Origin of the sequence: Acinetobacter sp. KAM396, from assembly GCF_021602765.1 — a bacterium.
GTDB lineage: Bacteria > Pseudomonadota > Gammaproteobacteria > Pseudomonadales > Moraxellaceae > Acinetobacter > Acinetobacter towneri_A.
Map to the genome: position 1 here is coordinate 71,080 of NZ_BPPH01000007.1, position 13,696 is coordinate 84,775.

At 41.9% G+C, this 13,696-nt stretch carries 14 protein-coding genes; 8 read left to right on the forward strand and 6 right to left on the reverse strand.

Translation table 11 applies throughout. The features are described from left to right. Positions 1-318: 318 nt before the first annotated feature. Complete coding sequence (gene serB, locus L6C30_RS05870; RefSeq protein ID WP_236094232.1) at positions 319-1,539, reverse strand: phosphoserine phosphatase SerB; 1,221 nt, start codon at positions 1,537-1,539, stop codon at positions 319-321. A gap of 78 nt (positions 1,540-1,617) precedes the next feature. Between serB and L6C30_RS05875 the strand changes: the two genes are divergently transcribed. Continuing rightward, positions 1,618-2,877, forward strand: coding sequence for a hypothetical protein (locus L6C30_RS05875; RefSeq protein WP_236162563.1), 1,260 nt, complete (start codon positions 1,618-1,620; stop codon positions 2,875-2,877). Between the two features lie 108 nt (positions 2,878-2,985). Here the strand turns inward: L6C30_RS05875 and ppk1 are convergent, their stop codons facing one another. The 3 genes from ppk1 to L6C30_RS05890 all read right to left on the reverse strand — a co-directional run bounded on the left by ppk1 (position 2,986) and on the right by L6C30_RS05890 (position 6,357). Beyond that, positions 2,986-5,049 (reverse strand): polyphosphate kinase 1, encoded by a 2,064-nt coding sequence (gene ppk1 / locus L6C30_RS05880; protein WP_070155800.1) that lies wholly within the window; start codon positions 5,047-5,049, stop codon positions 2,986-2,988. A gap of 232 nt (positions 5,050-5,281) precedes the next feature. Then, positions 5,282-5,908, reverse strand: coding sequence for a bifunctional nicotinamidase/pyrazinamidase (pncA, locus tag L6C30_RS05885; protein ID WP_070155798.1), 627 nt, complete (start codon positions 5,906-5,908; stop codon positions 5,282-5,284). A gap of 47 nt (positions 5,909-5,955) precedes the next feature. Beyond that, positions 5,956-6,357, reverse strand: a complete 402-nt coding sequence (locus L6C30_RS05890; protein ID WP_019838061.1) for a hypothetical protein — start codon at positions 6,355-6,357, stop codon at positions 5,956-5,958. A gap of 733 nt (positions 6,358-7,090) precedes the next feature. Here L6C30_RS05890 and dapA point away from each other — a divergent pair. The 4 genes from dapA (at position 7,091) to L6C30_RS05910 (ending at position 9,942) form a co-directional block, all read left to right on the forward strand. Next, entirely contained in the window at positions 7,091-7,990 is a 900-nt protein-coding gene (gene dapA / locus L6C30_RS05895) for a 4-hydroxy-tetrahydrodipicolinate synthase (RefSeq protein ID WP_019838060.1), read from the forward strand. Positions 7,991-8,004: 14 nt separating this feature from the next. Next, entirely contained in the window at positions 8,005-8,604 is a 600-nt protein-coding gene (locus L6C30_RS05900) for a hypothetical protein (protein WP_026438229.1), read from the forward strand. Positions 8,605-8,639: 35 nt separating this feature from the next. After that, entirely contained in the window at positions 8,640-9,359 is a 720-nt protein-coding gene (purC, locus tag L6C30_RS05905; protein WP_019838058.1) for a phosphoribosylaminoimidazolesuccinocarboxamide synthase, read from the forward strand. 370 nt (positions 9,360-9,729) lie between these two features. Further along, positions 9,730-9,942, forward strand: coding sequence for a cold-shock protein (locus L6C30_RS05910; protein ID WP_004974113.1), 213 nt, complete (start codon positions 9,730-9,732; stop codon positions 9,940-9,942). Between the two features lie 117 nt (positions 9,943-10,059). On the opposite strand, the gene L6C30_RS05915 is transcribed toward L6C30_RS05910, so the two are convergent. Together L6C30_RS05915 and L6C30_RS05920 are read right to left on the reverse strand one after the other, a co-directional pair. Next, positions 10,060-11,328, reverse strand: coding sequence for a replication-associated recombination protein A (locus tag L6C30_RS05915; protein ID WP_019838056.1), 1,269 nt, complete (start codon positions 11,326-11,328; stop codon positions 10,060-10,062). 117 nt (positions 11,329-11,445) lie between these two features. Further along, complete coding sequence (locus tag L6C30_RS05920; RefSeq protein ID WP_019838055.1) at positions 11,446-11,898, reverse strand: YcgN family cysteine cluster protein; 453 nt, start codon at positions 11,896-11,898, stop codon at positions 11,446-11,448. A 191-nt stretch (positions 11,899-12,089) separates the two neighbouring features. Here L6C30_RS05920 and L6C30_RS05925 point away from each other — a divergent pair, with 191 nt between their 5' ends. From L6C30_RS05925 to L6C30_RS05935, 3 genes are all read left to right on the forward strand, one after another. Continuing rightward, a complete protein-coding gene (locus tag L6C30_RS05925) occupies positions 12,090-12,248 on the forward strand; it encodes a DUF1328 domain-containing protein (RefSeq protein WP_004647174.1) in 159 nt (52 codons plus the stop codon). 207 nt (positions 12,249-12,455) lie between these two features. Then, complete coding sequence (locus L6C30_RS05930; protein ID WP_070155796.1) at positions 12,456-13,196, forward strand: dienelactone hydrolase family protein; 741 nt, start codon at positions 12,456-12,458, stop codon at positions 13,194-13,196. Between the two features lie 69 nt (positions 13,197-13,265). Next, positions 13,266-13,628, forward strand: a complete 363-nt coding sequence (locus tag L6C30_RS05935; RefSeq protein ID WP_070155794.1) for an HIT family protein — start codon at positions 13,266-13,268, stop codon at positions 13,626-13,628. Positions 13,629-13,696 lie beyond the last annotated feature (68 nt).

The following is a 13,696-nucleotide window of genomic DNA, read 5'->3' on the forward strand; positions in this document are numbered from 1 at the left end:
TTTAAATTCTATGAATGCATTATGCTGCGTTTTCTAGATAAAAAAAGACTTGTATTTTTATAAAGCGACACACCTTGTCGCAATATTATATTGTCATTACATTTTTAAAATTTTGTAGTTTTCGGGAAGCTAAGCTAGCTCTTTATTCGCGTGTCATTACAAAAAAACACCTTATTTTTTTCCTTAAAGAATATTTTTTTCATTCGGTGCTGTTGCAGTTTTTATTGATAAGATTTTTTTACCGTTCATCGTTATTTGCTGATTATACAAACAAAAAACGCAGCATGACTGCTGCGTTTTTTTCATTGAATTGTCATATTAGGCACGATTCAAATCTTTGTCATGCACGCCCAATAAGTACAGCACGCCATCTAAGCCCACACTTGAAATGGCTTGATTTGCGTTTTGGCGTACCAATGGTTTAGCACGGAATGCCACACCTAAACCTGCAATAGAAAGCATTGGTAAGTCGTTCGCACCATCGCCCACCGCAATGGCTTGTTCCAACGATATCCCCATTTTGTCTGCCAGTTCGCGTAGCAATAACGCCTTACGCGCGCCATCTACAATGTGACCTTTTACTTCGCCTGTGACCACACCATTTTCTACATCTAGAATGTTGGCATGCACTTCATCAATCCCGAGTTTTTCCTGTAGATATTCTGCGAAATACTGGAAACCACCCGACAAAATTGCGGTGCGATAACCTAAGGATTTCAGGGTTGAAATCAGGCGTTCTGCACCTTCGGTCACGGTCAGACGTTCGGCAATTTTAGGCAGCACAGCAGCGTCTAAACCTTTAAGTAATGCTACGCGTGCGCGGAAACTTTGCTGAAAATCTAGTTCACCTTGCATGGCACGTTCGGTAATTTCCGCCACCTGATCGCCCACACCTGCCTCAATCGCCAACTCATCAATCACTTCTTGTTCAATGAGCGTCGAGTCCATGTCAAAACACACCAAACGGCGGTTACGACGGTAAGCGTTGTCTTCTTGTACTGCGACATCCACACTCAGTTCATTCGACAGGCTTAAACACGCAGCACGCATAGCCACTGCATCTAGCATTTGCCCACTTAATCCAAACTGAATACAGGCACGTTTAGGTTCGTCTTCGGCTGCATTAAGCTGTGGACGACCCGACAAACGAGTCACGGTTTCAATGTTAAAACCTTGGCTAGATACAATATGCGTGACCGCCTGTAAATGTGAGGCATTCAGCTCTGGCGCCAGTGCAGTCACGATATAGCGAGTGCGGCCGCCTTCTTTGACCCATTGCTCATATTCAGTTGCAGAGATTGGTTTAAAACGCACAGTTAAGCCAATATCATGTGCTAAAATCAGAATCTCCTTCATGGCTAAAGCAGTTGCAGTCTGGTCTTCTGATGCAACAACAATACCTAAAGTCAGTTGATTATGAATAACGGCTTGGCCAACATCTAAGATTTGTAAGGAATGAGCGGACAATACCTGCATTAATCGAGTAAACTGATTAGGTTGGTCAGGTCCTAAAAATGATATAAGAATGATTTCTCGCATGAATTGACTCGGGTCTGAGCTACAACTATTGTGAGAATCATAATCTAAATTGAATATAAATGCCTTGGAAGTTTTACCTTGAATGCGCCTAGACAAGGGCTATTTGCTAGCCTATTGATTGTAAGTTTTGCTTTTCACACCTTTTTATTGGTGCTTGCAACAACACACCAATTGAATGAAAACCGCGCCAATCAGGGGCAGTTAATGACCAGCCAACTGGTCACCGACAGCCTTTCTGAGCTGGAACCTGCCAATACGGTATCGCTGGCCTTGTTGGTGAATCGCTATGCCACCAATCCAAGCATTGCTTCTATTCGCATTTTAGATGCGAAAAATCAGGTCTTGGCCACAGGTGGACAATCACGTACCCGTCAGGGCGAAGTTTTTGTACGTGATGCACTGGTGAATGAAAAGAAAGTCGGCACTATTGAAATTACTTTAATTCAGCCAAGTATTGGTGAAATTCTGCGTACTCAATGGCTAGCCACACTTTTATCATTACTGGTTCATGCCTTGTTATGGTTGGCTTATCGCGCGATTGCCCGTCCTAGCCGTAGTGAATATTTGGCACGCATTAATAATGAATCCCGCCTCAAACACGAATTACAATTATTGACGCAAGCCCTTGAGCAAGAAAAACATCAGACTGCTTTGGCACTTGCGCAGGCACAGCAACAACCTAAACCTGTGATTTCGCCTAAAGCAAAAAAAGCCATTGAGCAAAGCCAAGATCAGAACAACATTGCGCTGAATATTCAGTTTTATGACCCGAAACAATTATTAGACACGGTCACGCAAAGTGTGTCTGTGCCTTATTTTAGCTTATGTCAGATTTTCCTGAACAAAAGTGTTGAACTTTGTGTACAACACTACAAATTAAACCGTTCCGATATTCAAACGGTAGAGCCATTCAATGAAGATGGTGCAACACTGAGTATTGCAGCCAATACACCAAATGCAGCAGCCTGTATGGCAATGATTGGCACGGTGTTCCAATTATTGTCTGAAGTGCTGTATAAACGTTACCGCGAAGAAAAACGTTTTGTTTTGCAAACTCGTAGTGGTTTATCTACCGCCGTCGAAGCCATGCAGTTATCTGCGGTGCAGGCGGCACAGCGCTTGGTGCATCAATTATCTGCCCGTGAAAATGCAGTGCATCTACCAAAAGAATTGCTGGATGAACTGTCTACGCATTATGAATTGGTAAGTATGCCAAATCCGACCAATGTGCTGATGCGCCACGCCTTTATGGTCAATGGTATGGACAGCCAATCGGCTGAGTTAGCGCAAAGCTTGCGAACTGAAATTCTAAAAGGTAAACATTCAAAAGCCTCTTAAAATAATCCGTTCGATGCTTTGAAAAACATAAAAACCTGAGTATGCGCACATACTCAGGTTTTTTTATATTCGTAGATGCGAGATCACATCCATTCACTACAGCCAAATTTACACATTCAGCTGCTTTTGCTCGACCAAATACATTTGCGCATTGTGTACCGCAGCCTGCCCCACCACAGCAGCTTTCTGCCATTCACCATTGGCTTGAAGCTCCCACGCATTTTGATTGTCATGCAAATAACTCAGCAAGCCATCTTTCACAATACGCTGTTTAATTTTCTCATCCAAAATAGGGAAGCAGGTTTCCACCCGTGAAAATAAGTTGCGTCCCATCCAGTCTGCGCTGGCGCAGTACAATTTTTTCGCACCCCCATGCTCAAAATAATACACGCGGGTATGTTCCAAAAAACGCCCTACAATCGAACGAACATGAATACGCTCGGACATACCTTTCACTTTTGGAATCAAACAACAAATTGAGCGGATAATTAAATCGACCTGTACCCCTGCCTGTGAAGCGCGGTACAAAGCCGTAATTAACTGTGGCTCAGTCAATGCATTGACTTTAATGATAATTCGGCCAGCTTTGCCTGCTTGTGCAAACCCGATTTCTTGTTCAATCAGTTTGAGCAATTCACTGTGTAAGGTAAATGGTGCATGCAGCAAGTTTTTTAATTTTGCCGATCTGCCCATACCTGTGAGCTCCTGAAACACCCGATGCACATCTTCACAAATATCAGGATGTGTGGTCATTAAACCGTAGTCGGTGTACATCCGCGCATTGCCTGCGTGATAGTTGCCTGTGCCCAAATGCACATAGCGCACCAACTGGTCTTGCTCACGACGCACAATCAAAATCATTTTGGCGTGGGTTTTATAACCCACAATGCCATACACCACCACAGCACCTGCCTCTTGTAAGACATTAGCAACCATAATATTAGATTCTTCATCAAAACGTGCGCGTAGCTCAATCACGGCAGTGACTTCTTTGCCATTACGCGCGGCCTCTGCAAGTACCTGCACAATTTCAGAATCTGGGCCACTGCGATACAGCGTTTGCTTAATCGCCAACACATTTGGATCTTTAGCCGCCTCTTTGAGTAAATTAATCACGGGCTGAAAAGAGTCAAATGGATGATGCAGTAACACATCCTGCTTTTTCAAAATCTCAAACATCGGCTTTTGCTTTCGAAATATTTTAGGAATCACAGGTGCAAAAGGGGGATATTTCAATTCAGGTCGGTCAAAACTACTGGTCAGACGCGACAGATTAATCGGCCCGCTAATCCGATATAGCTGCTGTTCATCTAAATCAAACTCTCTGAGCAAATAATCAATAATTTCTTGCGGGCAATCATCTTCAATTTCTAAACGTACTGCACGCCCAAAACGACGTGAAGATAATTCATCTTTTAAGGCGACTGCCAAATCATCGACATCTTCAGCCAAAATCAGGTCGGCATTGCGGGTCACCCGAAACGCATAGCAACCTGTGGCTTTCATGCCTGGGAACAGATCATTGATATGTTGCTGAATAATCGCAGTCAGGAAAATGTGTTCTGTTGCACTGCCTGCCACTTCTTTTGGCAAATTGATTAAACGTGGCAAGGAGCGTGGCGCAGGCACAATCGCCATTTCAATTTCACGGCCAAAGGCATCTTTGCCTTGTAAGCTGACAATAAAATTAAGGCTTTTATTGACCAAACGTGGAAATGGATGCGATGGGTCAAGGCTGATTGGCGTTAAAACAGGCTGTACCTGACGCGCAAAATAATCGGCAATCCACGCTTTATGTTTATCCAAAATGTCATGATATTGAATAAAGTGAATCCCTAAACTTTGCAACTGCGGCAAAATGGCATAGTTTAACGTGTCATATTGCTGCTTCACCGCCTGATGCACTTTATCAGACAACTCTGCCAAGACCTGTTCAGTCGGAATGGCATCTGGGGTACGGGTAATGGCATTCAAATCGAGTTGCTTCATCAAACCTGCAACACGAATTTCAAAAAACTCATCTAAATTGCGTGAAAAAATAATCAGAAAGTTGAGTCGCTCTAAAATAGGTAACTCCGGGTCTAAAGCCTGCGCCAAAACCCGACGGTTAAACTCAATTAAAGAGAGTTCACGGTTAAAATAAGTATCAGATGAATGCTGAAAGTGTTCCATATCTTCTCTATGCTGTTTTTAAGACAGTCTGCTTATTTCGCCTCTGTGCAAGGCATGGTAGGTAGAGATTATGACAATCATGTTACAGCCACACTTAATTGCAGAATATTTCGCTAGGATAAGGTTAATATAAAAACATGATTTTTATTTAGTTTATTCTAAATTCAATTTATTTAATAGCAAAAAAGGAAGGTATAACCCTTCCTTTTCACAATTAGTCTATTATCTACTTTTAGCCAAGTAAGTGCTGACTCTGCACTCGCTGTACCCCATGTGCCAACATCTGTTGCCATGCTTGTTCTAAAGAGCCATTTAAATCAATCGCTTTGGTGGCATCTTCAATCACGTAGGTACTAAAACCCAACTCACAGGCATCTATCGCTGTCCACGCCACACAAAAGTCGGTAGCTATGCCCACAATATAAACTGTATCAATTTCACGGGCTTTTAAATAGGCCGCCAAACCTGTGGTGGTTTTACGGTCTGCTTCCATAAAGGCAGAATAGCTGTCTATTTGCTCGTGGAAACCTTTGCGAATAATCAATTGTGCTGTAGGTAAATCTAGGTCTGGGTGTAATTCGGCATCAAGTGTGCCCTGTACACAATGCACAGGCCACAACACTTGCTCACCATAACTGAGTTGAATCTGCGCATAGTCCTGTTTGCCTGCATGATTAGCAGCAAAGGACACATGCGTTGCAGGATGCCAGTCTTGGGTGATCACAATGTTTTGAAACACACGCCCAAGCGCATTAATGCAGGGAATAATTTTATCGGCATCTGCAACCGCCAAATTACCTCCTGGACAAAAACCATTTTGCACATCGACCACAATCAAGGCGCTATTCAGCTGCTGCATGCTGTTTCCTTTCTCATCCTAAATGCGACCTTCAGCATAGCTGAAATTTAAGTCTGAGTGGTTTCACTTTGATAAAAATAAAAAGAATTGTGTTCAGCACAATGTTGATAGTTCGGTAGCTGTAACAATAATTGCCGTACAAAACGTGGATAGATTTTGGCTTTGCGTGCAGTCGCAGCATGAAAATAAAAATAAGGCAGTGAATGCCGAGTTAAATAATTGACCAAATGCTGTCGAGTTAAACGCATCACCTGAAAGGCATCAATACCTGCGTTAACATCTTCATAAGTGGCTTGATCGGCAAATGCCAGCCATGCATTTTGTTTTGGAGAAGTCCGTGTTACCCGAAAATGGCGTTTCAATTCTAAAATAAATTCATATTCAATCAGATACAGCGAAAACTGCTGTTGATTCAACTGAAATTCTGCGATTAATTTTTTCTGCTTCAAATAATGCTCTTATCTTTACTGTTTTTTAGGTCTTATTATACCCTGCTTGCGTCATTACCACCCAGTGAAATAAGCAGCTTTGCGACAGTACTTGTCACAATTCATTCAATTGTTTTTGCAAAAAAATCAGCAATCAAAATACAAAAAAATAGCCTGCATATTCAGGCTATGGGTCTTTCAACTGTTCTCATTCTTTTAAACAGTTGGAATACGACGTAGCAATAACCACATCATCAAGGGAATCACAATAAATGACAATAAACCATCTAAATAAATGACGTAGCAAAATATAGCCAAAAACAATCATTCAGCTGCGTTCCTATCATTTAAAAAAACAAAATATTCCCAATAAAATTCTCAGATATAAGCGCTATAAGCTCTGAATTGAGCCTTAGTTATATAAAAAATCTGCTGTTCAGTATCGTAGTATTCCCACTTAAGGCTAATAAATCACTGGTGACCGTTGCGCTATACGGGTAAAAATTTGGGCACTAAAGAGATGATCATTATTTTCATTTTAAAGAACAAGCAACTGATCCTAAAATACTAAATTAAACAAAGTTTATGATTGCTTTGACGAAAGCATATTGTTCTGACACACTGAATCAGTCATAATTTGGCTAAGCATTATTTAATCAATTTGATTGAATTTTGCCCCAAATCAAAATACTGCAACCATCCACATCTACTTTTCTACACCTCTGTGGATGGAAAAATAGGATCTTTTTAAAAAATGACTCAGCAAGCACAGACCATTCAAGGCTCAATTGTCGCAATTGTCACCCCAATGTTAGAAGATGGCAGCGTAGATTGGAAAGGTCTCGAGAAGCTGGTTGAGTGGCACATAGAACAAGGAACCAACAGTATTGTTGCTGTGGGTACAACAGGTGAAGCATCGACCTTAAGTATGGAAGAGCACACCAAAGTAATCGCAGAAATTATTCGCGTCGCAAATAAGCGTATTCCTGTCATTGCTGGTACTGGTGCAAACTCAACGCATGAAGCCATCGAACTCACCAAAGAAGCGCAACACCTAGGCGCAGATGCAGCTTTATTGGTAACGCCTTATTATAATAAGCCAACCCAGCAAGGCTTATACGAGCACTATAAAGCAATTGCAGAAGCAGTTGATTTACCTATCATTTTATATAATGTTCCAGGTCGTACTGGTGTAGATATGTCCAATGAAACGGTTATCCGTCTCGCTGACATCCATAATATTGTGGGTGTAAAAGATGCAACGGGCGATGTGCCACGTGGTCAGCAATTACTGGCTGGCTTGGCAGGCAAAAACATGGTGGTGTACTCAGGTGATGACGCTACGGCATATCAATTGATGCTACATGGTGCTAAAGGCAATATTTCTGTAACTGCTAATGTTGCACCAAAAGCCATGAGCCAAGTTTGCGCGGCTGCAATTGCAGGTGATGCTGTAGCTGCAGAGCAACAAAACAGTACGATTGCAAATTTACACAATATTCTATTTTGTGAATCGAACCCAATTCCTGTGAAATGGGCACTTCATGAAATGGGATTAATTGGTACAGGAATTCGCCTACCATTAACTCCGCTTGCAGAACAATATCGTGCACCGTTACGCGAAGCCCTTCAGGCTGCGGGTGTCATTCAATAAAAGAGCTTAGTATGATGCAATTACGTTTTGGTTTTATCGCTGCACTTTCAGTATTGAGTTTGGCTGGTTGTAGTTCTCTTGCCATCAATAATGGTTCCTTGGACTATAAAGACGCCGCTTCTTTAGCACCACTTCAATATCCAGAAGGTTCTGTGGTTCGACCTGCAACACCATTGTATCCTGCACCAAGTGTTGACCCTTTAGCAACGGCAAATGCACCTAAGCTTGAAAATGCACGTGGCAACCGTTTTGCGATGCCACGTCCTGAAGCCATGCAAGCCAGCAGCAACACCGTTCAAGACAGTACGCAAATTGGGCGTCCTCAACCTGTAGTTGACGGAAACCAAAATCCGTTGCTCAAAATTGATGGAAATTCTGCTACAATTTGGCAATACACACTTGCCACCCTCAGCAGTCTGAATTACAGCATTGTTGGTCAAAGTAAGAACCGTTACGAGGCAACCATTAAGGTCGATCAACAGATTTATGTCTTAAGATTGACCTCTGTCGGTTCGAGCAACAACCTAGCCGTATTCAATGCCGATAACAGCTTTGCAGATCAAGAAAAAGCTGCAGATCTGTTGGCCCAGATTTACCAAAATTGGCCAGCCTAGCCGTACTAGGCATTTTTTTTGAAAAAGGTTCCCTCATGTTAAAACAAACCTTGCTCTATACTGGTAAAGCAAAATCTGTTTATACCACAGACAGTGCAGACCACCTGATTTTAGTCTTTCGTGATGATGCCTCTGCGTTCAATGGCGAAAAAATCGAACAACTAGATCGTAAAGGTAAGGTGAACAACCGTTTTAACGCCTTTATCATGGAAAAATTGGCTGAAGCGGGTATCGAAACTCACTTTGAAAAACTACTTACACCAACAGAAGTATTGGTGAAAAAGTTAGACATGATTCCTGTAGAGTGTGTTATTCGTAACTACGCTGCAGGTTCACTCTGCCGTCGTTTAGGTGTAGAAGAAGGTAAAGAACTGACTCCACCAACCTTTGAATTGTTCTTTAAAGATGACGCTCTTGGCGACCCAATGGTAAACGAATCTCAAGCAATTGCTTTAGGTTGGGCGAATGCTGAACAATTGGCAAAAATGAAAGAATTAACTTACCAAGTCAACGATGTATTAAAAGCATTGTTTGACGCAGGGAATATGATTTTGGTCGACTTCAAACTTGAGTTTGGCGTATTCCACGACCGTATTGTGTTAGGTGATGAGTTCTCTCCAGACGGTTGCCGTTTATGGGACAAAGACACCAAGAAAAAACTCGACAAAGACCGTTTCCGTCAAGGTTTAGGCGGTGTAGTTGAAGCTTATGAAGAAGTTGCTGCACGTTTAGGTATAAACTTAGACAATATCTAATTCAAGCTTTTCAATTTTCAAAAGCTGTATTGCACAAACCGAGCAACTTTGCTCGGTTTTTGTATTTTGCTGTATACCAAGCAAGTTTTAAATTAAATCAATGAAAAAAATAAATCTTTGAAAACCACACCCAACCACAATACCCGATCTTCCCACTTTTTTAAATTTATCTGAATTTAAATTGCGTATTCTTTAATTCCGTGTATGCTTGTTGTCATACTAGAAAAATATGAAGTTCGTTTTAATCGTCTAAGTCCGTAGTTTTATTTTGTAATCCTTCGTTTGTTCAGATTTTAAGTCGCATTTTTTCCAAGTTATTCAAAATCTTTTTTAGATTGCAACATATTAAAATTCAGCAGGATATTTCCCTATGTCAAATCCGACAATGAAAGGCACGGTAAAGTGGTTTAACGAAACTAAAGGCTTTGGTTTTATTCAACCAGAATCTGGTCCAGATGTGTTTGCGCATTTTAGCGAAATCGCACACTCAGGCTTCAAGACTTTACACGAAGGTCAGCAAGTTGAGTTCAGCATTGCGCAAGGTCAAAAAGGCCCAAATGCTGTAAACATCAAACCGCTTTAAGCCTTTGAATGCAGACCTTAAGTCTGCAAGCAAAAGTAAAAAAAGCTCAAGTTGATTCTTGCGCTTTTTTTTTGCCCATACTTTTTGCAAATATCTTTTTCAGCTGTACCAAACCGCTTAGGATTGTGTCTGCTGCCAACGCCGTTGTTGTAAGCGCTCACCTTCCACCTCACGTTTATTACGTGCCGACTCATACAACTTTGTGCCTTTCAGTTCAGGCGGCAAATAGTCTTGTAACACAAAATGCTCGGGGTAATTGTGTGGATACAAATAATCTACCCCATAGCCTTGTTCTTTCATCAGTTTGGTCGGCGCGTTACGCAAATGCAGTGGCACAGGCAAGTTGGCGGTTTTTTCAGCCAAATTCATGGCTTTGTTAATCGCCAAATAAGTACTGTTACTTTTGGCACTGGTCGCCAAATATACTGCACATTGTCCTAAAATAATCCGTGCTTCAGGCATACCCAACACTTGTACCGAGCGGAAACATTCACCTGCCAATAACAAGGCATTCGGGTTGGAGTTACCTATATCTTCCGAAGCAGCTATCAGCATACGACGTGCAATAAAAATCGGATCTTCACCGCCTTTAAGCATACGTGCCATCCAGTACAATGCGGCATCGGGATCACTGCCACGAATTGACTTAATAAAAGCCGATACCAAATCATAATGTTGCTCGCCCGACTTGTCATAACGGGCAATGTTTTGCTGCGCGACCTTGACCACAATCGCGTTGGTGATGATATTTTCTACATCGGGTTCAAAGGTGCTTGCCACCAAGTCCAATAGATTCAAAGCCTTGCGTGCATCGCCTGCAGCAAACTGAATCAAGGCATCAAATTCTTCAATCTGAATATAACGGTCTTTTAAGAATTGATCTTGTAAAATGGCTTGGGTGAGCAAAGTCTGAATCGAATCGGCGTCTAAAGCCTTTAAAGTATAGACCTGACAACGTGAGAGCAGTGCGCTATTGACTTCAAAAGATGGATTTTCAGTGGTCGCACCAATTAAGGTGATTTTGCCCTTTTCCACCGCATTTAATAAAGCATCTTGCTGCGACTTATTAAAACGATGAATTTCATCAATAAATACCACTGGTGTGAGCAAATCACCGCCTTCGGCAATAATTTCACGCAGCTCTTTGACCCCAGTATTTAATGCAGAAAGGCTGATAAAAGGACGATCTACCGCCTGCGCCAACAGCAAAGCAATGGTAGTTTTCCCCACCCCGGGTGGCCCCCAGAAAATAATCGACGGCAAATGCCCCTGATCAATCATTTGGCGTAACGGCGCTTGCTCACCTAAAAGATGATCTTGACCAATAATTTGCGCTAAATCGCGTGGGCGCAAACGCTCAGGCAGTGGAATATGACTCTCTGACATCTTGTTATTTCTTTACTTGACTTCAACCTAGTCTACTATGATCTCAAGCTTTGGAGTATTTCTAATCGTGCCGTTTTATCTCTAAAACGCGACTCACGGTTTATTCTGCAATATGAATTAACGCACCCAACGCACCACGTAATCTTCTATGTCTTCTTCTGCAACATCCAGTTCTGAAATACAACGCCCTGCCGCAGATTTTTTGGCTTTAATCACACTTTGGCGTGAGCCCGTATTTAAGTAATGCCAAGATGGCAAATTTTTGCCCTGTTTTAAACGACGATAGGCACAACTTGGCGGCAACCAGTGAATTTTTTCTAGTTTTTCGGGGGAAAGTTGAATGCAATCGGGCACAAAGTCAAAGCGATTGGCATAATCTGAACAACGTGCTGTGTTACAGTCCAGTAACTTGCACGCCACTTTGGTATAGGCCATTTCTTGCGTGTCTTCATCTTCTAGTTTGACCAAACAGCATAAACCGCAACCATCGCATAAGGCTTCCCATTCCGCAGTATTTAAGGCATTCAGCGGATAGTTTTTCCAAAATTCAGGTCGTAATTGATCAGACATAGCGCACAGAAAATAACAAAACTGCGTCATTATAACAGCCTTGTTTCAACTTGTTGCTTTTGTTTAGTCTTTAAATGAATCAAACACTTAACTCAAACAACTGAACATTTAATACACAAAAACAAAACAGTGTGCTGCGTTCAGCCCCCTATACTAAATCCAGAAGCTATAAAAACACATGGAGAACAATTATGTTTCGTTGGGCTATAATCTTCGCAGTGATTGCGTTAATCGCGAGTTTACTTGGTTTTGGTGGTGTCGCAGGTTTATCCAAAGACTTTGCCATTATTTTATTGGTGATTGCTGTGATTTTAGCAATTGTTGGTTTCCTCTCTCGCGGCAAAGTCTAGTGATCTCGTCTATAGACTTGTAAATTTGTTAAAAAAAGAAGGATTGATTCCTTCTTTTTTTATATGTGCTTTTTACGCAACAGATGGCAATTGGGGCGTTTTTAAAATATTTTCTCACATTTATAGGCAGTATTTGCCCTGTTTTTAAAAATGCGTGCCATATTATTATGCTTTAATCATGGCATTGAAAACGATAAGGGATAAGACATGGCTTTAGCAATCAAAACTCGCGAAATTGAATATACGGCTGCAGATGGCAGCAAACTGATCGGTTATTTTGCTGCACCAGAAGCAGCTCAAGCTGTCGCGGGGGTGATTGTCGCACCTGAATGGTGGGGACGTAACGAATATACCGAACAACGCGCGCGTGAATTGGCTGAACATGGTTTTGCAGCCTTAGCGATTGATATGTATGGCGATAAAAAAGTCACCACCACCGCAGCCCAAGCCAATGAATGGATGATGCAAACTTTTGCAGATGCCGACACAATTGTGACTCGTGCGTCTGCAGCTTTGGACACTTTAGCAGCCCAACCTGAAGTAAATCGCGATAAACTCGCTGCAATTGGTTTCTGTTATGGCGGCAAAGTTGTACTGGATTTGGCTCGTTCTGGCGCAGCATTAAAAGCCGTGGTGACCTTCCACGCCAACCTCAGCCCGAAAGCCCCCGCACAACAAGGTCAGGTTCAAGCTGAGATTTTGGTGTTGCATGGTGAACTGGACAGCATGGTAACTTTAGACGACGTCGCAAGTTTCCGTGAAGAAATGCACGCGGCTCAAGTAGAGCATGAAGTGATTATTTTTGAAGATGCCAAACACGGCTTTAGTAACCCTCAAGCCGATGAACGTGCCAAAGCCAATGGGGTCGATTTAGGCTACAACGCATCGGCAGAGCAACAAGGTTTAGCTGCCATGTATGAAGTATTGGATCGTCGTTTAGCAGATTAATCTGCTGTTCAAATTTCGCAGCATATACTCAACGCAAGCCAAGAAAATTTTAAAGAAGAGGATATAACAATGACTGAGCAATGCCCTTATTGCAATTTTGATGATTATGATGTTTTGGCAAAAAATGAATTTGGGGTAATTTTACCTGAACCCAATGCCCTGTCTAAAGGACATTGCGTGATCATTCCGCTACGTCACGTCGGCTCTTTTTTTGACATTACAGACAAAGAACGTAAAAGTTTATTGTCTTTATTAGAATTGGCGCGCAATGAGTTGCAATTGCGTCATCAACCTGCAGGTTTCCATGTGGGTTTTAATGATGGCGATGTATTTGATGCCAAATCTGAGCATTTACACATCCACATTATTCCACGCTACGAAGGTCAGACCTTAAAATTGGATAACCGTTGGGGTATGAGCGGTCAAATTTAAACCACGACTCGTTTTATCCCAAACTAAGTGAAACAAAACCTAAAGAAGAAGATGCAAGCTCATCTTCT